Source organism: Streptomyces sp. NPDC020192, from assembly GCF_044388685.1.
Taxonomy (GTDB): Bacteria; Actinomycetota; Actinomycetes; order Streptomycetales; family Streptomycetaceae; genus Streptomyces.
In genome coordinates this window covers 141,832-160,578 of the sequence record NZ_JBIRXG010000001.1, presented here as the reverse complement: position 1 = coordinate 160,578, position 18,747 = coordinate 141,832, and the positions used below count along the sequence as shown (strand labels likewise).

General features: G+C 70.1%; 22 protein-coding genes. 17 read left to right on the top strand and 5 right to left on the bottom strand.

Annotation, left to right across the window (positions count from 1 at the left end; genetic code table 11):
- Positions 1-26: 26 nt before the first annotated feature.
- On the bottom strand, positions 27-842 hold the full coding sequence (locus tag ACH47Z_RS00795; protein ID WP_399069047.1) for an aminoglycoside N(3)-acetyltransferase: 816 nt from the start codon (positions 840-842) through the stop codon (positions 27-29).
- A gap of 183 nt (positions 843-1,025) precedes the next feature.
- Between ACH47Z_RS00795 and ACH47Z_RS00790 the strand changes: the two genes are divergently transcribed.
- The 8 genes from ACH47Z_RS00790 to ACH47Z_RS00755 are packed head-to-tail and all read left to right on the top strand — an operon-like array spanning position 1,026 to position 7,579.
- Positions 1,026-1,760, top strand: coding sequence for a helix-turn-helix transcriptional regulator (locus ACH47Z_RS00790; protein ID WP_399069045.1), 735 nt, complete (start codon positions 1,026-1,028; stop codon positions 1,758-1,760).
- Complete coding sequence (gene sufB / locus ACH47Z_RS00785; protein ID WP_399069043.1) at positions 1,757-3,178, top strand: Fe-S cluster assembly protein SufB; 1,422 nt, start codon at positions 1,757-1,759, stop codon at positions 3,176-3,178. The genes ACH47Z_RS00790 and sufB overlap by 4 nt, the downstream gene beginning before the upstream one ends.
- A 58-nt stretch (positions 3,179-3,236) precedes the next feature.
- Positions 3,237-4,421 (top strand): Fe-S cluster assembly protein SufD, encoded by a 1,185-nt coding sequence (sufD, locus tag ACH47Z_RS00780; protein WP_399069040.1) that lies wholly within the window; start codon positions 3,237-3,239, stop codon positions 4,419-4,421.
- A complete protein-coding gene (locus ACH47Z_RS00775; RefSeq protein ID WP_399069038.1) occupies positions 4,418-4,741 on the top strand; it encodes a non-heme iron oxygenase ferredoxin subunit in 324 nt (107 codons plus the stop codon). The genes sufD and ACH47Z_RS00775 overlap by 4 nt, the downstream gene beginning before the upstream one ends.
- Before the next feature lie 7 nt (positions 4,742-4,748).
- The gene (gene sufC / locus ACH47Z_RS00770; protein WP_399069036.1) at positions 4,749-5,513 is read left to right on the top strand and encodes a Fe-S cluster assembly ATPase SufC; all 765 of its coding nucleotides are present in this window, start codon (positions 4,749-4,751) and stop codon (positions 5,511-5,513) included.
- Complete coding sequence (locus tag ACH47Z_RS00765) at positions 5,510-6,766, top strand: cysteine desulfurase (RefSeq protein ID WP_399069034.1); 1,257 nt, start codon at positions 5,510-5,512, stop codon at positions 6,764-6,766. The genes sufC and ACH47Z_RS00765 overlap by 4 nt, the downstream gene beginning before the upstream one ends.
- Before the next feature lie 16 nt (positions 6,767-6,782).
- Positions 6,783-7,250 carry a Fe-S cluster assembly sulfur transfer protein SufU gene (gene sufU / locus ACH47Z_RS00760; RefSeq protein ID WP_399069032.1) on the top strand — a complete coding sequence of 156 codons (468 nt, stop codon included), beginning with the start codon at positions 6,783-6,785 and terminating at the stop codon, positions 7,248-7,250.
- A complete protein-coding gene (locus tag ACH47Z_RS00755; RefSeq protein WP_399069030.1) occupies positions 7,247-7,579 on the top strand; it encodes a metal-sulfur cluster assembly factor in 333 nt (110 codons plus the stop codon). Before sufU ends, ACH47Z_RS00755 begins: the two co-directional genes overlap by 4 nt.
- A 73-nt stretch (positions 7,580-7,652) precedes the next feature.
- Here ACH47Z_RS00755 and ACH47Z_RS00750 read toward each other — a convergent pair whose 3' ends face one another.
- Positions 7,653-8,459 (bottom strand): AbfB domain-containing protein, encoded by an 807-nt coding sequence (locus tag ACH47Z_RS00750; protein WP_399069028.1) that lies wholly within the window; start codon positions 8,457-8,459, stop codon positions 7,653-7,655.
- A 97-nt stretch (positions 8,460-8,556) separates the two neighbouring features.
- Between ACH47Z_RS00750 and ACH47Z_RS00745 the strand changes: the two genes are divergently transcribed.
- From ACH47Z_RS00745 to ACH47Z_RS00730, 4 genes are all read left to right on the top strand, one after another.
- Complete coding sequence (locus ACH47Z_RS00745; protein ID WP_399069026.1) at positions 8,557-8,880, top strand: DMT family transporter; 324 nt, start codon at positions 8,557-8,559, stop codon at positions 8,878-8,880.
- Positions 8,880-9,413: a TetR/AcrR family transcriptional regulator gene (locus tag ACH47Z_RS00740; protein WP_399069025.1), complete on the top strand. Its 534-nt coding sequence runs from the start codon at positions 8,880-8,882 to the stop codon at positions 9,411-9,413. The genes ACH47Z_RS00745 and ACH47Z_RS00740 overlap by 1 nt, the downstream gene beginning before the upstream one ends.
- Before the next feature lie 73 nt (positions 9,414-9,486).
- On the top strand, positions 9,487-10,473 hold the full coding sequence (gene dapD / locus ACH47Z_RS00735; protein ID WP_399069023.1) for a 2,3,4,5-tetrahydropyridine-2,6-dicarboxylate N-succinyltransferase: 987 nt from the start codon (positions 9,487-9,489) through the stop codon (positions 10,471-10,473).
- 388 nt (positions 10,474-10,861) lie between these two features.
- A complete protein-coding gene (locus ACH47Z_RS00730) occupies positions 10,862-11,308 on the top strand; it encodes an SRPBCC family protein (protein WP_399069021.1) in 447 nt (148 codons plus the stop codon).
- Positions 11,309-11,318: 10 nt separating this feature from the next.
- On the opposite strand, the gene ACH47Z_RS00725 is transcribed toward ACH47Z_RS00730, so the two are convergent.
- A complete protein-coding gene (locus ACH47Z_RS00725) occupies positions 11,319-11,825 on the bottom strand; it encodes a hypothetical protein (RefSeq protein WP_399069019.1) in 507 nt (168 codons plus the stop codon).
- 42 nt (positions 11,826-11,867) lie between these two features.
- The gene (gene dapA, locus ACH47Z_RS00720; RefSeq protein WP_399069017.1) at positions 11,868-12,773 is read right to left on the bottom strand and encodes a 4-hydroxy-tetrahydrodipicolinate synthase; all 906 of its coding nucleotides are present in this window, start codon (positions 12,771-12,773) and stop codon (positions 11,868-11,870) included.
- A 167-nt stretch (positions 12,774-12,940) separates the two neighbouring features.
- On the opposite strand from dapA, the gene ACH47Z_RS00715 reads away from it, so the two are divergent.
- From ACH47Z_RS00715 to ACH47Z_RS00700, 4 genes are read left to right on the top strand one after another with little or no spacing between them, the layout of a single operon-like run.
- Positions 12,941-13,096 carry a hypothetical protein gene (locus ACH47Z_RS00715; protein ID WP_399069015.1) on the top strand — a complete coding sequence of 52 codons (156 nt, stop codon included), beginning with the start codon at positions 12,941-12,943 and terminating at the stop codon, positions 13,094-13,096.
- On the top strand, positions 13,093-13,779 hold the full coding sequence (locus ACH47Z_RS00710; RefSeq protein ID WP_399069013.1) for a hypothetical protein: 687 nt from the start codon (positions 13,093-13,095) through the stop codon (positions 13,777-13,779). The genes ACH47Z_RS00715 and ACH47Z_RS00710 overlap by 4 nt, the downstream gene beginning before the upstream one ends.
- Before the next feature lie 41 nt (positions 13,780-13,820).
- On the top strand, positions 13,821-14,438 hold the full coding sequence (locus ACH47Z_RS00705) for an ArsR/SmtB family transcription factor (protein ID WP_399069011.1): 618 nt from the start codon (positions 13,821-13,823) through the stop codon (positions 14,436-14,438).
- A gap of 14 nt (positions 14,439-14,452) precedes the next feature.
- Positions 14,453-15,190: an SRPBCC domain-containing protein gene (locus ACH47Z_RS00700; protein WP_399069009.1), complete on the top strand. Its 738-nt coding sequence runs from the start codon at positions 14,453-14,455 to the stop codon at positions 15,188-15,190.
- Positions 15,191-15,199: 9 nt separating this feature from the next.
- Here the strand turns inward: ACH47Z_RS00700 and ACH47Z_RS00695 are convergent, their stop codons facing one another.
- Entirely contained in the window at positions 15,200-17,026 is a 1,827-nt protein-coding gene (locus tag ACH47Z_RS00695) for an endonuclease/exonuclease/phosphatase family protein (RefSeq protein ID WP_399069008.1), read from the bottom strand.
- 265 nt (positions 17,027-17,291) lie between these two features.
- On the opposite strand from ACH47Z_RS00695, the gene ACH47Z_RS00690 reads away from it, so the two are divergent.
- Positions 17,292-18,719 carry a hypothetical protein gene (locus tag ACH47Z_RS00690; RefSeq protein WP_399069006.1) on the top strand — a complete coding sequence of 476 codons (1,428 nt, stop codon included), beginning with the start codon at positions 17,292-17,294 and terminating at the stop codon, positions 18,717-18,719.
- Positions 18,720-18,747 lie beyond the last annotated feature (28 nt).

Genomic DNA, 18,747 nt, shown 5'->3' with positions numbered 1-18,747 from the left:
CAGAGTCTAGGGAGAGGTCGGACCGCTCAGGTGGCCGGGTGCGGGAACTCCTCCTCACGAGGTCGGTGCACCGGCAGCCACCGCTCCGCGTAGGCCACCGCGTCCGCCACCGGGAACAGCCGTACGTCCGCCGCGCCGACCTTGCCGCGCACGACGGGCCGGTCCCGCTCGAAGTCGTGGCCCAGCTCGTCGAACCGATCGGAGGTGATCGAGACCTCGGTCACCGTCTCCCAGCCCCCGCCCGGTGCGGGCCGGCCGACGGCCACGAGCGGCCCGGGTATCCGGTACTCGGCCAGGTGGAAGCTGGTGCAGGCGTCGTAGCCCGCGCCCAGCAGCAGGACCCGGGCGCCGCGCTTCTCCAGCCGGGCCAGCGGGCTGTGCTCGCCGAGCCGGCAGTCGGGCGCGTGACCGTCGGTGATCTCGCGCGCGTGCGGGCCGACGGCCGCGAAGGAGGTCTGCGGGTGGGCGCTGCGCAGCGCTCCGGGCCAGGTCCGCACGGTCTCAGGGATCACGCCGACCCCGCGCGTGGGCGTGATCCGGGGGTCGTACGGCGGCATGGTGGCCCGGATCCGGTCCCACCACTCCTCGGGCACCGGCGGGTTTCCCCACACGGCCGGATCGGACAGGTCGCCGGACTGGGCCGGGACGACGAGCGTGCCGTCCGGACCGAGGGCGTCGAGGAGCCCCTGGACGACGGCGACCGCGCCTCCGTTGACCCAGCCGAGCGCGCTGAGCGAGGAGTGCACGAGGAGGATCTCGCCGGACTCCGCACCGAGCAGACGCAGCTGCGCGGCGAGTGTGTCCCGGGTGACAAGTGGGCCGGTCGGAGGGGGTGTGGGCATGGTTCCGGAGTCTTCCCGACGGGCCCGCGCGGCGCCACCGAATTGGCCGTGACGGGGTGCCCGGATGATCGATCAAAGATCGTTTCCGCAGGTCGGATTAGGTATGCCTAAGTGACGCAGGGCACCGCCCGGTGATCCGGAGGGCGCTTGTCAGGCTCCGCGGAATTACGCAACAATGGCGTTGTGAAAAACGTCGGCGAGGCTCGGGAGACCCCCCTGGGGGCCCCTCAGGAGGAGCTCGCGACCGGTGAGCGTTCCACACGCAACCGCGTCGCGCGATCCATCCTGGACCACGGCCCGTCGACCGTCGCCGAGCTGGCCGGCCGGCTGGGACTGACCCAGGCCGCCGTCCGGCGCCACCTGGACGCCCTGGTGGCCGACGACGTCGTGGAGGCACGCGAGCAGCGGGTGTACGGCACGCGCACGCGTGGCCGCCCCGCCAAGGTCTTCGCGCTCACCGACTGCGGCCGGGACGCCTTCGACCAGTCGTACGACAAGCTCGCCGCCGACGCGCTGCGCTGGATCGCCGAGCAGGGCGGTGGCCCCGAGGCGGTCGCCGCGTTCGCCCGCGCGCGGATCACCGCCCAGGCGAGCGCCTACCGCAAGGCGATCGAGGCGGTCACGCCGGACAAGCGCGCCGAAGCACTGGCCAAGGCCCTGAGCCTGGACGGGTACGCTGCTACGGCGCGCAGCGCACCGGTCGGCGAACAGCTGTGCCAGCACCACTGCCCGGTCGCCCATGTCGCGGAGCAGTTCCCGCAGCTGTGCGAGGCGGAGACGGAGATCTTCGCCGAGCTGCTGGGGACCCACGTCCAGCGACTGGCGACCATCGCGCACGGCGACGGCGTCTGCACGACGTTCATTCCCAAGATTTCCACTGACGCACCTGCAAGCACGGCCGGGAGGAACCCCGCATGACTCTCCCCACGGAGACTGCCCACCCTGAGCTCGAGGGCCTGGGCAAGTACGAATACGGCTGGGCCGACTCCGACGAGGCCGGCGCCTCTGCCAAGCGCGGTCTCAGTGAGGAGGTCGTCCGGGACATCTCCGCCAAGAAGAGCGAGCCGGAGTGGATGACCAAGCTCCGCCTGAAGGGTCTGCGCCTCTTCGACAAGAAGCCCATGCCGAACTGGGGCTCGGACCTGTCGGGCATCGACTTCGACAACATCAAGTACTTCGTGCGCTCCACGGAGAAGCAGGCGGAGTCCTGGGAGGACCTGCCCGAGGACATCAAGAACACCTACGACAAGCTGGGCATCCCGGAGGCCGAGAAGCAGCGCCTGGTCGCCGGCGTCGCCGCCCAGTACGAGTCGGAGGTCGTCTACCACCAGATCCGCGAGGACCTGGAGGAGCAGGGCGTCATCTTCCTCGACACCGACACCGCGCTGAAGGAGCACCCGGAGCTCTTCAAGGAGTACTTCGGGACCGTCATCCCCGTCGGTGACAACAAGTTCGCCTCGCTGAACACCGCCGTGTGGTCGGGCGGCTCGTTCATCTACGTCCCGCCGGGCGTCCACGTGGAGATCCCGCTCCAGGCCTACTTCCGCATCAACACGGAGAACATGGGCCAGTTCGAGCGGACCCTGATCATCGTCGACGAGGGTGCCTACGTGCACTACGTCGAGGGTTGTACGGCCCCGATCTACAAGTCGGACTCGCTGCACTCCGCGGTCGTCGAGATCATCGTCAAGAAGAACGCCCGCTGCCGCTACACGACCATCCAGAACTGGTCGAACAACGTCTACAACCTGGTCACCAAGCGCGCCGTGGCCTACGAGGGCGCGACCATGGAGTGGATCGACGGCAACATCGGCTCCAAGGTGACGATGAAGTACCCCGCCGTCTACCTGATGGGCGAGCACGCCAAGGGCGAGACCCTCTCCATCGCCTTCGCCGGCGAGGGCCAGCACCAGGACGCCGGCTCCAAGATGGTCCACATGGCGCCGAACACCTCGTCCAACATCGTCTCCAAGTCGGTGGCGCGCGGTGGCGGCCGTACCTCCTACCGCGGCCTGGTCGAGATCGGCGAGGGTGCCCACGGCTCGAAGTCGAACGTGCTGTGCGACGCGCTGCTCGTCGACACCATCTCCCGCTCCGACACGTACCCCTACGTCGACGTCCGCGAGGACGACGTGTCCATGGGCCACGAGGCGACCGTCTCCAAGGTCTCCGAGGACCAGCTCTTCTACCTGATGAGCCGCGGCCTCTCCGAGTTCGAGGCGATGGCGATGATCGTGCGCGGCTTCGTCGAGCCGATCGCCAAGGAACTGCCGATGGAGTACGCCCTCGAGCTCAACCGGCTGATCGAGCTCCAGATGGAAGGCGCGGTCGGCTAAGCGCCCACCGCCGGTCCCATCAAGCCACTCACGTAAGAAAGCGAGCAGACCGACAGCCATGGCTGAGGCTCAGAACATCCCCGTGGGCTCGACCACCGCGGGCCAGATCGCGGTGGCCGCCGAGTCGACCGTCGCCACGCGCATGAGCGCGCCCCCGTCCTTCGACGTCGCGGACTTCCCGGTCCCGCACGGCCGCGAGGAGGAGTGGCGGTTCACCCCGCTGGAGCGCCTGCGCGGGCTGCACGACGGCACCGCCGTCGCGGGCGGCGGGGGCGTGAAGGTCACCGTCGAGGCCCCCGAGGGCGTCACCGTCGAGACCGTCGGCCGCGACGACGCCCGCATCGGCAGGGCCGGCACCCCGGTGGACCGCGTGGCCGCCCAGGCGTACTCGGCCTTCGAGCAGGCCGGCGTGGTCACCGTCCCCAAGGAGACGGTGCTCACCGAGCCGATCCGCATCGCCGTGCACGGCGAGGGCGGGGTCGCCTTCGGCCACCAGGTGATCGAGCTGGGAGCCTTCGCCGAGGCCGTCGTCGTCATCGACCACACCGGTGACGCGGTGCTCGCCGCCAACGTCGACTACGTCCTGGGCGACGGCGCCAAGCTGACCGTCGTCTCCGTCCAGGACTGGGACGACAAGGCCGTCCACGTGGGCCAGCACAACGCGCTGGTCGGCCGGGACGCCACCTTCAAGTCCTTCGTGGTCACCTTCGGCGGCGACCTCGTACGCCTGCACCCGCGCGTCGAGTACGCAGGCCCCGGCGGCGAGGCCGAGCTGTTCGGCCTGTACTTCACCGACGCCGGGCAGCACCAGGAGCACCGCCTGCTGGTCACCCACAACACCCCGCACTGCAAGTCGAACGTCGCCTACAAGGGCGCGCTCCAGGGCGACGACGCGCACGCGGTCTGGATCGGTGACGTCCTCATCGAGGCCAAGGCCGAGGGCACGGACACCTACGAGATGAACCGCAACCTGGTCCTCACGGACGGCGCGCGCGTCGACTCGGTGCCGAACCTGGAGATCGAGACCGGCGAGATCGTCGGCGCCGGCCACGCCTCCGCCACCGGCCGCTTCGACGACGAGCAGCTCTTCTACCTGATGGCCCGCGGCATCCCGGAGCACGAGGCCCGCCGCCTCGTGGTCCGCGGCTTCTTCGCCGAGCTGGTCCAGCAGATCGGTGTCACCGACATCGAGGAGCGCCTGCTCGCCAAGATCGAGGAGGAGCTGGAGGCGTCGGTCGCATGACCAGCACCTTCGTACGCGTCTGCGGGCTCAGCGAGCTGGAGGAGGACACCCCGAAGCGGGTGGAACTCGAGGGCACGCCGGTCTCGGTCGTGAAGACCGAGGGCGAGGTCTTCGCGATCTACGACATCTGCTCCCACGCGAACGTCTCGCTCTCCGAGGGCGAGGTGGAGGACTGTCAGATCGAGTGCTGGCTGCACGGCTCCAGCTTCGACCTCCGCACCGGCAAGCCATCCGGCCTCCCGGCCACGCGCCCCGTCCCCGTATACCCCGTAAAGATCGAAGGGGACGACGTGCTCGTCTCCCTCACCCAGGAGTCCTGAGGCACCCATGGCAACGCTTGAAATCCGAGACCTGCACGTCACCGTCGAGGCCGACAACGCCACGAAGGAGATCCTCAAGGGCGTCGACCTCACCGTGAAGCAGGGCGAGACGCACGCCATCATGGGCCCCAACGGCTCCGGCAAGTCGACCCTCGCCTACTCGCTCGCGGGTCACCCGAAGTACACGATCACCGAGGGCACCGTGCTGCTCGACGGCGAGGACGTCCTGGAGATGTCCGTCGACGAGCGCGCCCGCGCGGGCCTGTTCCTGGCGATGCAGTACCCGGTCGAGGTCCCCGGCGTCTCGGTCTCCAACTTCCTGCGCACCTCCGCCACCGCCGTCCGCGGCGAGGCCCCCAAGCTGCGCACCTGGGTGAAGGAGGTCAAGGAGGCCATGGAGCGCCTCAACATGGACCCGTCCTTCGCCGAGCGCAACGTCAACGAGGGCTTCTCCGGCGGTGAGAAGAAGCGCCACGAGATCCTTCAGCTGGAGCTGCTCAAGCCCAAGGTCGCGATCCTCGACGAGACGGACTCCGGTCTGGACGTCGACGCGCTCCGCATCGTCTCCGAGGGCGTCAACCGCGTCCGCGAGACCGGCGAGGTCGGCACCCTGCTGATCACGCACTACACGCGCATCCTGCGCTACATCAAGCCCGACTTCGTCCACGTCTTCTCCGCCGGCCGGATCGTGGAGTCCGGCGGCGCCGAGCTCGCCGACAAGCTGGAGGACGAGGGCTACGAGGCATACACGAAGGGTGGCGCATCCGCGTGACACAGCTGCCGGGCCTCCTCGACACCGAGGCGATCCGCAAGGACTTCCCCGTACTGGACCGCGTGGTCCACGACGGCAAGAAGCTCGTGTACCTGGACAACGCGGCGACCTCGCAGAAGCCGCGCCAGGTACTGGACGCCCTGAGCGAGTACTACGAGCGCTACAACGCCAACGTCCACCGCGGTGTGCATGTGCTCGCCGAGGAGGCCACGGCGCTGTACGAGGGCGCGCGCGACAAGGTCGCCGAGTTCATCAACGCGCCGAGCCGCGACGAGGTGATCTTCACCAAGAACGCCTCCGAGTCGCTGAACCTCGTGGCGAACATGCTGGGCTGGGCCGAGGAGCCCTACCGGGTGGACCACGAGACCGAGATCGTCATCACGGAGATGGAGCACCACTCCAACATCGTGCCGTGGCAGCTGCTCGCGCAGCGCACGGGCGCGAAGCTGAAGTGGTTCGGCCTCACCGACGACGGCCGGCTCGACCTGTCCAACATCGACGAGATCATCACCGAGAAGACGAAGATCGTCTCCTTCGTGCTGGTGTCGAACATCCTGGGCACGGTCAACCCGGTCGAGGCGATAGTGCGCCGCGCCCAGGAGGTCGGCGCGCTGGTCTGCGTCGACGCCTCCCAGGCCGCCCCCCACATGCCGCTGGACGTGCAGGCCCTGCAGGCCGACTTCGTGGCCTTCACCGGCCACAAGATGTGCGGCCCGACCGGCATCGGCGTCCTGTGGGGCCGCCAGGAGCTGCTGGAGGACCTGCCTCCGTTCCTGGGCGGCGGCGAGATGATCGAGACCGTCTCGATGCACTCCTCCACCTACGCCCCGGCACCCCACAAGTTCGAGGCGGGCACGCCCCCGATCGCCCAGGCGGTGGGTCTCGGCGCGGCGATCGACTACCTCAACTCCATCGGCATGGAGAAGATCCTCGCCCACGAGCACGCGCTGACCGAGTACGCGGTCCAGCGTCTGCAGAAGGTCCCGGACCTGAGGATCATCGGCCCGACCACGGCCGAGGACCGGGGCGCGGCGATCTCCTTCACGCTCGGCGACATCCACCCGCACGACGTGGGCCAGGTCCTCGACGAGCAGGGCATCGCGGTCCGCGTCGGCCACCACTGCGCGCGTCCCGTCTGCCTGCGCTACGGAATTCCTGCGACCACGCGAGCGTCGTTCTATCTGTACTCCACGCCGGCCGAGATCGACGCACTGGTCGAGGGGCTGGAGCACGTACGGAACTTCTTCGGCTGAGGGGCGTGCTGAAAAGGTGAAGCTGGACTCGATGTACCAGGAAGTCATCCTGGACCACTACAAGAACCCGCACGGGCGTGGTCTGCGGGATGGCGACGCCGAGGTGCACCATGTGAACCCGACGTGCGGCGACGAGATCACCCTTCGCGTGAGGTACGACGGCACGACGATCACGGACGTCTCGTACGAGGGGCAGGGCTGCTCGATCAGTCAGGCGAGCGCCTCCGTACTGAACGAACTCCTCGTCGGCAAGGAGCTGGCCGAGGCGCAGAAGATCCAGGAGACCTTCCTGGAGCTGATGCAGTCCAAGGGAAAGATCGAGCCCGACGACGCCATGGAGGAGGTCCTGGAGGACGCGGTCGCGTTCGCCGGAGTCTCCAAGTACCCCGCGCGGGTCAAGTGCGCCCTCCTGAGCTGGATGGCGTGGAAGGACGCGACGGCCCAGGCGCTGGGTGGCGCCGAAGCCGAAAGGAAGACCGCATGAGCGACACCGTCGAGATGAAGCCGGCCTCGGAGGAGGAACTCCGCGAGGCCCTGATGGACGTGGTGGACCCCGAGCTGGGCATCGACGTCGTCAACCTCGGCCTGATCTACGGCATCCACATCGACGAGTCCAACATCGCGACCGTCGACATGACCCTGACCTCGGCGGCCTGCCCGCTGACCGACGTCATCGAGGACCAGGCCAAGTCCGCCACGGACGGCCTCGTCAGCGAACTGCGCATCAACTGGGTCTGGATGCCCCCGTGGGGCCCCGACAAGATCACGGACGACGGCCGCGAGCAGCTGAGGGCGCTCGGGTTCAACGTCTGACCGCACCGCGTGCGTGAAGCGGCGGCACCCTCGGGGTGCCGCCGCTTTGTCGTGCCCAGATGTCTTCCTGTGCTCAGCCCAGCCCGTCCACCAGCAGGAACGCCGAGTCCGCGCGGTACAGGTCGGTGTTCTCGTAAGGGGCCAGCTTCAGCTGGAAGTTCTGGTGGCGCAGGAAGCGGCCGGGGTAGTTGACCGACTCCAGCATGGTCGCTCCGGGGTAGGCGGAGGGCCGGGGGCAGAAGGTGGCGTCCTGGCGGAACAGGGGTGTGCCGTCGTCGGGTTCGTCACGCAGGAGGAAGCTCCGGTGGCGGAGGTAGCCGCCGTCGGCCGTGGCGAAGGAGTAACAGCCGCTGTTCGCCAGGCCCTTGACGACGGTGAACGTCGCGGCCTGGCGGTTGCCGGGTGAGGTGACCGAGTCGAGCCGGACGAAGTCGCCGCTGATGTGCCAGTAGCGGTCCGGGTAGTTGACGGACTGGACGGAGGTCCCCGCTTCCTTCGGGGGCTCCGGAATGGGTGAACTCCCTTTGTTCGTTGATGACTTGGACGGTGCCGACGCCGGATGCGGTCCGGCCGAGGCAGAGGCCGTCGTCGTCTCCGGGGTCATCGACGTCATGGCGCTGCTGCCCTTCGAGGGGGCGCTCGTATGCGTCGAGGGAGAGGCGAAGGACAGCAGGCCGGGGCCGGCCGCCGTCGGGGCGCCGTTCGTCGCCGGGACGGCCTCCGACTTCGGGTCCTCGCCCTGCAGGGCTATCGCGGTGACGCAGACGGCGACGGCCGCGAGCGCCAGCGCGCCGGCCAGCCAGAGTCTTCGGGTGCCGGGGGTCCGGGAGGCGTCGGCCGTCCAGCCGTTCTCCCAGGGTTGGGGGGTGTGGTCGGGCATGGGCCCGCACATTAGTGGCCGGACGGTGTGCAGTGAGCGGTTTCTGTGAAAGTGAAACTTTTTCGTCGCCGAAGCCGCGTTGTGTACGCTCGTACACATGGGATATCTCTTGCTCGCCGGCGCCATAGCCGCCGAGGTCGCCGCGACGACGGCGATGAAGTACAGCGCGGGTTTCAGCCGGCTCGGACCCTCGCTCGTGACGACGCTGGGCTACGTCGTCTCCTTCGCGCTGCTCGCCCAGACGCTGAAGACCGTGCAGATCGGCACCGCGTACGCGATCTGGTCCGGCGTGGGCACCGCGGCCATCGCCGCCCTCGGGCTGCTGCTGTTCGGGGAGGGGCTGAGCGTCACCAAGGTCGCCGGGATCCTGCTGATCATCGGGGGAGTCGTGGTGCTGAACCTGGGCGGGGCGAGCCACTGATGGCCCGGCGCTACGACCCCGAGCGGCGGCAGCGGATCATCGACGCCGCGATCCGCGTGGTCGGCCGGGACGGCATCGCCGGGCTGAGCCACCGCTCCGTCGCCGCCGAGGCGGACGTACCGCTCGGCTCCACGACGTACCACTTCGCCACCCTCGAAGAGCTGATGGTCGCCGCACTGCGGCAGGCGAACGAGGGCTTCGGCCGGATGCTCGCCGAGCGGCTGCCGGAGGGCGGCCAGGGTGATCTCGCCGCCGAACTGGCCGCCGAACTCGGTGCGTGGCTGGGCGGCGAGCGCACCGGCGTGGAGCTGGAGTACGAGCTGTATCTGGCCGCGCTGCGCCGCCCCGCGCTGCGCCCCGTCGCCGCCGAGTGGACCGAGGACGCGGCCGCGCTGCTGGCCCGGCGCACGGACCCGGTCACGGCCCGGGCGCTGCTCGCGCTCATGGACGGCATCTGTCTGCAGGTGCTGCTCACGGGCGGTTCGTACGACGAGGAGTACGCGCGCGCCGCACTCGCCCGGCTGATCCCCTGAAGCCGTGCCCGGCACGTGAGACGCCCCGGCACCGGTTCGCCTCCACGACCCCGCTCACGTTAGGTTTTGGTACATGACCGACTCTGCTTCCCGCACCACCGGCGCCGTCGCCGCCGGCCTCGCCACGATCGCCGCCGACGGCACCGTTCTCGACACCTGGTTCCCGGCCCCCCAGCTGGTCGAGCAGCCCGGCCCGGCCGGCACCGAGCGGCTGACCGCCGAGCGGGCGGCGGAGCTGCTGGGAGAGGGCGCGACCAAGGCGGTCGGCCCGGACGCCCGCCGGGGTGTCGAGGGGGTCGCGGTCCGCACGGTCATCTCCTCGCTGGATGAGAAGCCGATCGACGCGCACGACGTCTACCTGCGTCTGCACCTGCTCTCGCACCGCCTGGTCAAGCCGCACGGCCAGAGCCTGGACGGCATCTTCGGCCACCTCGCCAACGTCGCCTGGACCTCGCTCGGCCCGGTCGCCGTGGACGACATCGAGAAGGTGCGCCTCAACGCCCGCGCCGAGGGCCTGCACCTGCAGGTCACCTCGATCGACAAGTTCCCGCGCATGACGGACTACGTCGCCCCCAAGGGCGTCCGCATCGCCGACGCCGACCGGGTCCGTCTCGGCGCGCACCTGGCCGAGGGCACCACGGTCATGCACGAGGGCTTCGTCAACTTCAACGCCGGCACGCTCGGCACGTCGATGGTCGAGGGCCGCATCTCCGCCGGTGTCGTCGTCGGCGACGGCTCCGACATCGGCGGCGGCGCCTCCACCATGGGCACGCTGTCCGGCGGCGGCAACGTGATCATCTCCATCGGTGAGCGCTGCCTGATCGGCGCCGAGGCGGGCGTGGGCATCGCGCTCGGCGACGAGTGCGTGGTCGAGGCCGGCCTGTACGTCACCGCGGGCACCCGGATCACCATGCCCGACGGCCAGATCGTCAAGGCCCGCGAGCTGAACGGCGCCTCCAACATCCTCTTCCGCCGCAACTCGGTCACCGGCACGGTCGAGGCCCGCCCGAACAACGCGGTCTGGGGCGGCCTGAACGACATCCTGCACAGCCACAACTGATCATGGGTGGCCGTGACCTGCGGCCGCCTTGTCGATCAACGCTCTGATCTGCTGCCGAGCTGTCGGCACCGGTTGGCGTCGGTCATCGTCGAGCGCCCTTCCACGGCCCCAGGACGGCCCGGGAGGGCGCTCGTGCACGACCACTGCACGAGGAGTTCGCTCGGGGTGCTCTGCGTCGGCCGGCGCAAACTCATCCCCGGCTGTCGACTCACCCGTCCGGACCTGTCGGACTGCGCAGGCGGTGCGGTCGGCATGACGCTGGAAGCCGAGCCCGCGGGACGGCCGGAGAGGCAACCCGGGCCCCCGGTCGAGCCGATCAGTGGCCGGGTTCCCGCGCAGGGCTGCACCGGGGGCGCTTCCATGCTGCCCATCCTCCAGGAGCGTGACTATGGCCCGGAACCGCTGTCTGATTCTGAGCTCGCCGTCCGAAGTCTGGCGCCTGCTGTCCGACGGCCACCGCTACGGGGAGTGGGTGACAGGAACCCAGCAGGTCCTCGCCGCGGACCCGCATTGGCCAGACGTAGGCGCCCGACTGAAAGTCCGCGTCGGCGCCGGTCCTCTGACCCTCGACGACACCTGCGTCGTCCGCATCTCCGAACCGCGACACCGTCTGGAACTGGAAGCGAAGGCAGATCCCTTCGGCGCAGCTCGCATCGCTATGAAGTTGACCCCCTGGGGCGAGCACACCCTCTTCACCCTGGATTGGCACGCCCTCCGGGGCCCCGGCACCCGGATGCACGGACTCCCCGTGGACTACTTCGTCAGGGTCCGCAACGGCATGATGCTGACGAAGCTGGCTCGGATCGCGGTGCGCGAGCATGACGCGAGAGTGTGAGGCACCTTGGTCATGCGGGCAGCCCGGCCACGAACTTCCGCAACGCCGTGAAGTCGCCCTCGCGCAGACCGATTCTCGGGTTCACGTGATGCAGCAGGGCGGGGCCGGAGTGACGGTCCGCGACATACGCGCTGTCGGCCGGGCTCTGTTCGTCGTCCACCCAGGCGAACGGCCGCCCCTCGGCGTACGCCACGATCGCCTCCGTCTTCCAGTGGACGCCGTCCGGCCGTTCGGCGAACAGACCGGTGCCGAATTCGACGTACGGCAGATCGGCGGGCAGCCCGACGACCGGCGAGATCCAGACGTTGGCCTCCTCCATCCAGCTCGTCGCCCACACCAGCTCGTACCCGAGCCGCAGCAGCGCCGGGCCGTGCTCCGGATTCAGCCAGACCCGCAGGGGGCGCCGATAGGCGCAGGGCACCCGGATCGTCGTGTACCCCTCGGGCCGGCGCTCCGGCTGCGCCGCGTACGGGTTGAGGGGGCCGTCGACATCCAGGAACAGCAGGGGGCGGCTCACGGGGACACCGTACGGCAGGGCGGTCCGGCCCACCGGAATTTTTCAGCGGGCCGCCGTCAGCTCCTGGTACCGCGCCAGCAGCCCGTCGGCCGCCTCCTGGCCTGCGGGCAGGAGAGGCGCGCGCACCGGGCCCGCGGGCAGTCCGAGGCGGTTCAGGAGGGCCTTGGCGGTGACCGTGCCCGGCAGGCCCGCGTTCATCATCGCCTCGATCAACGGCGTGGCACGCAGCTGGAGTTCGCGGGCGCGGGCGGTGTCGGCCGCGTCGTAGGCGTCCAGGATCGACGTGATGTGGCCGGGGACGACGTTCGCGACCGTGCTCACACAGCCCGCCGCGCCGACCGCGTACAACGCGAGCACATGCTCGTCGCAGCCCGCGTAGTACGCCAACTCCGTGTGTGCCAGCACCTTCTGCGTGCCGAGGAAGTCGTAGGAGCAGTCCTTGACCGCCACGATCCGCGGGTGTTCGGCGAGCCGGATCATCGTGTCCGGCTCGATCCGGGTGCCGGTGCGGCCCGGGATGTCGTAGAGCATCAGGGGCAGGCCGCTCGCGTCGGCGACCTGCCGGAAGTGCGCCTCCACCGCCTCCTGCGGGGGACGGCTGTAGTACGGCGTCACCACCAGCACCCCGTCGGCACCCGCCTTCTCGGCCGCGAGCGCCAGCTCGACGGTGTGCCGGGTGTCGGCGCTGCCCACGCCCGCGACCAGGGACACCCCGTCGCCGACCGCCTCCCGGACGGCCGCGACCAGCTCCGCCTTCTCCGCGTCCGTGGTGGTCGGCGACTCACCCGTCGTGCCGTTCAGCACCAGGCCGTCGCAGCCCTGCGCCACCAGCCGCGCCGCCAGGCTGCGGGCGCCGTCCGGATCGAGGGCGCCCGCCTCGGTGAACGGCGTGATCATCGCGCAGAGGGAGCGGCCGAAGGGAGAAGAGGGCTTGCGTGTCGTCGTCATACGGGTAGTCTCGGCAGCGCGACGGTGAAGCTCTACTTAATTCTTCTAAGAGATATTGATAAGCAGCACTAATGAGTTGGGTCGACGGCCGAAGGCCCTGTGTCCAACTCGGCCCCTCATGGGTCACTATGGCCGAAGGGTCACCGACGTCACTCATGGGAGGCACCATGAAGCTCGGCAAGGCACTGGCCACCGGAGTCGCCGAGGAGCGGCCGCTCGGCCGCGAAGAGGCCGTCCGGGAAGAGGACATCGCGCTCCGCGAGGACACCGTCACCGTCGAACCGGCCGAGCCGGCCCGCGAAGAGGCCCCGGCCGCCCGATGAGACTGCGGCTCCCGGCGGAACGCCCGACGGAGCCGCCGACCGGATACAAGATCGCCCACCCGGTGCTGTCCCAGGACGGCACCCGGGCCGGGTTCACCGGAGTGTCGCTCGGCGGCGCGCTGCCGTACGGCGTGCTCGACGACGCCTCCTGCGTCTACGGCCGACGGCACCGCCCGCCCGCGCGGCTGTGCGACTGTGGTTTCCACTGCGTCCACGACCGCACGGCCGCCGAGGCCATGCTCTGCACCGCCGAGCACCGGGACGCCGTGCTGCTCGAGGTCTGCGTGCTCGGCGCCTACATCCGTTTCGAGCGCGGGTTCCGCTATGCCCGCCAGCGGGTGCGCACCGCCACCGCCGGCCCCTGTGCCTGCGGCGCCACCGCCGTTGCGCTCGCCGACGCCGGCTGGGGCCGCTCCGGCTGGCGCGCCCTCGTCCCCGTCTGTGCCGGCTGCGTGCGCGGCCGTACGTCCGTCTCGCTCGCCGACTTCGCACGGCTGGCCGGGGAGGGGCTGCGGGTGCTGGCCCGCGGTGGCGGTCCCGGGCTGCCGGCGTCCGGCGCGGAGCTGGGCGTGCCCGAACTCGTCGCCGAGGCTGCGCTGTTGCAAGCGCGCCTCGACTGGTTCCAGAGCCAGCTGGCCCGCCTCGGCGAACGGGGGGACAAGGGCCAGCCACCGAAAACTTGATCCGTCTGGACAAAAAAAGTTTTCGGTGCGAGGGTGGGCGCATGCTGGACGTGACCGTGATCGAGGACCCCGAGGCGGCGGCTGTGTCGCTGGACCCCATACGGGCCCGGCTGCTCGCCGAGCTGGCCGCCGAGCCCGCGTCGGCGGCGATGCTGGCCGGCAAGGTCGGACTGCCCCGGCAGAAGGTGAACTACCACCTCAAGGCGCTGGAGCGGCACGGCCTGGTCGAGCTGGCCGGAGAGCGCCGCAAGGGCAATGTCACCGAGCGGCTGATGCGCGCGACCGCCGCGTCGTACGTCATCTCGCCGGCCGCCCTGCCCGCCGTACAGCCGGACCCGGACCGCTTCCGCGACCAGCTCTCCGCGCGCTGGCTGCTCGCGCTCGGCGCCCGCCTGGTGCGGGACGTCGGCGCGCTGATCACCGGTGCCACGAAGGCCCGGCAGCGGCTGGCGACCTACGCCCTGGACGGCGAGGTCCGCTTCGCCTCCGCCGCCGACCGTGCGGCCTTCGTCCAGGAGCTGACGGCGGGCGTGAGCGCCCTCATCCGCAAGTACGACGCCCCCGACGCCGAGGGCGGCCGGGACCACCGGATCGTCGTCGCCCTCCATCCCACCGTCAAGGACCCCGCGGTCACGGACCAGCCCCCCATAGAAAGCTGAGCAGGAGCCCCACCATGTCCAAGGAATTCGAGATCGTCCGCGAGTTCGAGGTCGACGTGCCGCCCGAGCAGGTGTGGGACGCGGTCATCAACGCGTCCGGTGCCTACCTGTGGCCGATGGACCCGCCGGAGCCGCGGGTGGGCGGTTCGGGACCCTTCGGGTCGACGGTCACCGCCTGGGACCCGCCCCACCGCTACACCAACCGCAGCGAGGACGTCGGCTTCCCCACCCAGACCGTCAACCAGCTCGACTACACCATCGAGCCACGCGACGAGAGCCGCCGCGCCTGGGTGCGCTATGTCCACAGCGGCATCTTCACCGACGACTGGAACAACCAGTACGACGGCGCGAGCAAGCACACCAACTTCTATCTGCACACCCTGTGCGAGTACCTCACCCACTTCGCGCCCCGCCCGGTCACCTTCGCCCAGTTGGAGGGGCCCAAGGCCTCGCAGACCACGGAGGCGCTCGCCGCCGTCGGCCACGCCCTCGGCCTGCCGGACGACGCGGCCGCGGGGGCGAAGGTCAGCGCGCAGGGACCCGGCGGGCGGACCCTGGACGCCGTACTCGACTACCGGAACCCGTACTTCATCGGGCTGCGCACCGACCACGCGCTCATCCGCTTCTTCGGGCGCGGCCACTGGGGCGCCCCGCTCGGCATCAGCGTGCACGACTTTGCGCCGGACGCCGACGCCGAGGCGAACGAGAGCGCGTGGCAGGCCTGGCTGAACGGGGTGTTCAGCCAGGCGTGACCATCCTGATCAGGGACGGAACCGCAGCACCTGCGGGTCGTGGTCGCTGATCTGGTCGTTGAACTCGGCGTTGATGTGCACGCTGTCGTACTCGGAGTCGCAGCCGCGCCGGATCGCCGGGCTGATCAGGATCTGGTCCAGGACCTGCTCGTTGCCCTGGTAGTCGTAGGTGTAACGCTCGCTCCTCGGCAGCGACTTGATCGCCGACCACAGCTCGCCGTCACCCTCGAGGATCTTCGCGGTGCCGGAGAACTCGAAGTCGTTCATGTCGCCGAGCGCGACGACGTTCGCGTTCTTCTGGACCTTCAGGATGTCCTTGACGAACGCGTTCACCTCGGTCGCCTGCGCGTGGCGCTGGATCTCCGAGCTGCGCGTCGGCGGCTGGTACTGCGAGGTCAGGCCCTGGTCGCCGCCCTTGGAGATCAGGTGGTTGGCGATGACGAAGACGGTTTTGCCACGGAAGACGAACTGACCGACCAGCGGCTTGCGGCTGTCCTTCCAGGCCGCGTTCGCCGGGTCGATGCGGCCCGGCGAGACCGTCAGCTCGGCCTTGCCGTTCTCCTTGGTGACGCCGGCCGCCGTGGTCGAGTCGCCGCCCGCGCGGTCCACGAAGGACACCCGCTCCGGGTTGAACAGGAACACCTGGCGGATGTTGCCGCCGGGCTGGCCGCCGTCCTGGTCGTTGACCGGGTTGATGGAGCGCCAGTCGTACTTCGGGCCGCCTGCTGCGACGATCGCGTCGATCAGCTTGTTCACGGTGACGCTCGCGTCGACCGTGCCGTCGTCCGTGACGCCGTTGTCGTCCTGGATCTCCTCCAGGGACACGATGTCCGGCGACTGGAGGTTGTTCACGATCGCGGCGGCGTGCGCGTCGAACGTGCTGTCCGACGGGTCGAGGTTCTGGACGTTGTACGTCGCCATCGCCAGTTCGCGGCCCGACTGCTTGCGCGTGGTCTCGCGCTCCAGGCCGCCGCTCTTCAGCGTGCCGAGCCGGCTCGCGACCAGGGTGTAGCCGCCGAACTGGTTGAAGTCCAGCGGGCCGGTGGTGGTGCCGGCGAGGGTGTCGCCGACGTTTGCCTTCGGGAAGTCGGCGGTCGAGCCCAGCGACTGGATCTGGAGTCGGCCGGTGTTCTGGGAGTCGTAGGAGCCGTAGACCGTGCCGCCCCGGCGGTTGCGGTGCTCCCACGGCTTCGCCGTGACCCACAGCTCGCTGTACGGGTCGGTCGCGGTGACCACGCGGACGTCCTTGACCTCGACGTTCATGCCCTCCAGGGACTCGTAGTAGTCCAGGGCGTACGTGTCGGGGTCGAGGGTCAGGCCGTTGACGGAGCCGCCGGCGGCGGTGTCACCCTCCGGCGCGTACGCGTCCGGTACGGAGTTCTCGTCGATGACGACCGGTGCCGGGACCTGGTTGCCCGTGGAGACGGTGGTGACCGTCGGCTTGGTGATCTCCGTGACCGACTGGTTGCCGGAGGAGGCGCCGCCCGGGACGTACTCGGAGACCGTGCCGGTCACCGTCACCGAGTCGCCGACCGCGACCTTCGGCATGGAGCCGGTGAAGACGAAGACGCCCTCGCTGGTGCGCGGGTCGTCGTCCGGGTTCGGGTCCTGTATCCAGAAGCCTCTGGAGGAGCCGTACGTGCGCGTGGCCGTGACGATGCCGGGCACGTCCGTCACCTTCTGGCCGGCGTACGGCGAGATCCGGGTCGTGCCCTGGATGTCGTGGATGCGCACCGAGTCGGCGTGCGCGGGCGAGGTGAGGACGACGGTGGACGCCGCGCTGCAGACGGCGGCGACGGTGAGCGCGGCGAGGCGCGCGGAAGACCTGCTCGGCAAGGGATCCCTCCGGGGACATGACTTAAGTGCCGGGACGAGGTGGTACGGGAGCGTGGGGGGCTCGTAGCCCTCCGTGATGCACGTAGAGCCGAGTGAACAGTTGTCCCCCGAACTTCTACGCGCGTCAATCTCTTATCTGCGTAAGGGAGTTGTCAAGGTTTCGGCCATGTACGGCGGCCGACGGGGAGATGAACCGGGTGGCATGGGTGGAAATCCGTCTAGGCTGAGCGGCTGAGCCCGTTCACGGTCCGAGGAGAACCAGCCGATGTCAGACAGCTCCCCCCTGCCGCCCGTACGGCTGCACCCCGAAGCGGAGCTGGCACGCGCCGCGCTGTCCACGCCGTTGCTCTCCCGCGCCGCCCGCCTCGCCCGCTGGGCCGGACCCGAGACCCGCGTGGACGCCGGCGGCGGCCTGCTCGAGGGGCAGCTTCCGGCCGCCGTCGAACTGCTCGGACTGGCCGGCGACGACGCCGCCGCGTACGCGAGCGAGGCCTGGCGGGTCGCCGTGGACTCCGGCCTGGTCGAGATCACCGACGAGGAGGACGGCACGGTCCGCACGGGCGAGGAGCTGAAGCTGCTCACCGGTGGTTCCCCGCACGACGTGCTCACGGTGTGGCTCGCCGCGCTGGACACCGTCCTCGCCGACGCCGCCGTACCCGACCTGGACGACCTGGTCGACGCGCTGGACGCGGGCGGCGAGGTCGATTTCTCGTCACTCGACTGGGACCCCGAGACCGAGGCCGATTTCCTCGACGGCGTCCTCGGCAACCTCTACCTGCTGACCGTGAGTGAGGACGGCCCCGGCGACGCCCCCGTCCCGCTGCCCGCCCTCGCCGCCTCGATGATCGTCCCCGACGGCATGGGCGAGCCCACCAACGACGTCCTGGAGCAGGTCTCCGACGCGATGATGCGGCTGGACGACCAGTTCCGGACGCTGGAGCCGATCGGGCTGGTGGAGTACCAGCCGGTCGACGAGGCGCTGATGGCCGACGCCGACGAGGAACCGTCGGCGCTGGTGGACGACACCGACGTCACCCGCTACGGCATGGTCCGGCTCACCCCGCTCGGCGTGTACGGGCTGCGGGCGCGGCTGCTGGACGCCGGGTTCGAGGCGCCGGCCGTCGGTGAACTCGCCGACAAGGGCGCGGACGTCCTGCTCGACGGCACGGCCGGCTTCGGGCCCTCCGCGGCCCAGGACGAGACCGAGCGGTGGCTGGCGCGCCGCGAACCGCTCGGCGCGGCACGGGAGTTGCTCGTCGCGGCGCGCGGCGCGGACGAGGGTGCGCCGCTACGGCGGCTGCGCTGCCAGCAGGCCCTGTCGCTGATCGGCGGGGAGGCCGAGCCCGCGCTGCGCGAGGTGCTGGACGATCCCGAGCTGGGCGGCCTCGCCCGGGTGTGGCTGACCGAGCAGGGCGCCACCGGGGTGCCGGCGCCGTCCGAGGAGATGGTGTTCTGGCTGACCATCGACACCGTCGCCGCGCAACTCGCGGCCGAGGGCGACTCCGAGGAACTGCACGCGCTGGTGGAGGGGCTGGCCGCGCAGCACAGCGAGTTCTTCGCCGCGGCCTGGCGGGTGGGGCATCCGGCCACCGCCGATGTGCTGGAGGCGATGGGGCGGCTGCATCCGGACAAGAGGGTGGCGAAGGCGGCGCGGAAGGCCGCCTTCAAGGCGCGGTCGCAGCGGGGGAGTTGAGAACGACAGGAAAAACCCTTGGGCTTGA

Bases quoted from the DNA above. Each gene is read 5' to 3' on its own strand.
- ACH47Z_RS00795 (WP_399069047.1), bottom strand. From the start codon at position 842: ATGCCCACACCCCCTCCGACCGGCCCACTTGTCACCCGGGACACACTC.
- sufC (WP_399069036.1), top strand. From the start codon at position 4,749: ATGGCAACGCTTGAAATCCGAGACCTGCACGTCACCGTCGAGGCCGAC.
- ACH47Z_RS00740 (WP_399069025.1), top strand. From the start codon at position 8,880: ATGGCCCGGCGCTACGACCCCGAGCGGCGGCAGCGGATCATCGACGCC.
- ACH47Z_RS00690 (WP_399069006.1), top strand. From the start codon at position 17,292: ATGTCAGACAGCTCCCCCCTGCCGCCCGTACGGCTGCACCCCGAAGCG.
- ACH47Z_RS00710 (WP_399069013.1), top strand. From the start codon at position 13,093: ATGAGACTGCGGCTCCCGGCGGAACGCCCGACGGAGCCGCCGACCGGA.
- dapD (WP_399069023.1), top strand. From the start codon at position 9,487: ATGACCGACTCTGCTTCCCGCACCACCGGCGCCGTCGCCGCCGGCCTC.
- ACH47Z_RS00755 (WP_399069030.1), top strand. From the start codon at position 7,247: ATGAGCGACACCGTCGAGATGAAGCCGGCCTCGGAGGAGGAACTCCGC.
- ACH47Z_RS00730 (WP_399069021.1), top strand. From the start codon at position 10,862: ATGGCCCGGAACCGCTGTCTGATTCTGAGCTCGCCGTCCGAAGTCTGG.
- sufB (WP_399069043.1), top strand. From the start codon at position 1,757: ATGACTCTCCCCACGGAGACTGCCCACCCTGAGCTCGAGGGCCTGGGC.
- sufD (WP_399069040.1), top strand. From the start codon at position 3,237: ATGGCTGAGGCTCAGAACATCCCCGTGGGCTCGACCACCGCGGGCCAG.
- ACH47Z_RS00775 (WP_399069038.1), top strand. From the start codon at position 4,418: ATGACCAGCACCTTCGTACGCGTCTGCGGGCTCAGCGAGCTGGAGGAG.
- ACH47Z_RS00700 (WP_399069009.1), top strand. From the start codon at position 14,453: ATGTCCAAGGAATTCGAGATCGTCCGCGAGTTCGAGGTCGACGTGCCG.
- ACH47Z_RS00745 (WP_399069026.1), top strand. From the start codon at position 8,557: ATGGGATATCTCTTGCTCGCCGGCGCCATAGCCGCCGAGGTCGCCGCG.
- ACH47Z_RS00715 (WP_399069015.1), top strand. From the start codon at position 12,941: ATGAAGCTCGGCAAGGCACTGGCCACCGGAGTCGCCGAGGAGCGGCCG.
- ACH47Z_RS00705 (WP_399069011.1), top strand. From the start codon at position 13,821: ATGCTGGACGTGACCGTGATCGAGGACCCCGAGGCGGCGGCTGTGTCG.
- ACH47Z_RS00750 (WP_399069028.1), bottom strand. From the start codon at position 8,459: ATGCCCGACCACACCCCCCAACCCTGGGAGAACGGCTGGACGGCCGAC.
- dapA (WP_399069017.1), bottom strand. From the start codon at position 12,773: ATGACGACGACACGCAAGCCCTCTTCTCCCTTCGGCCGCTCCCTCTGC.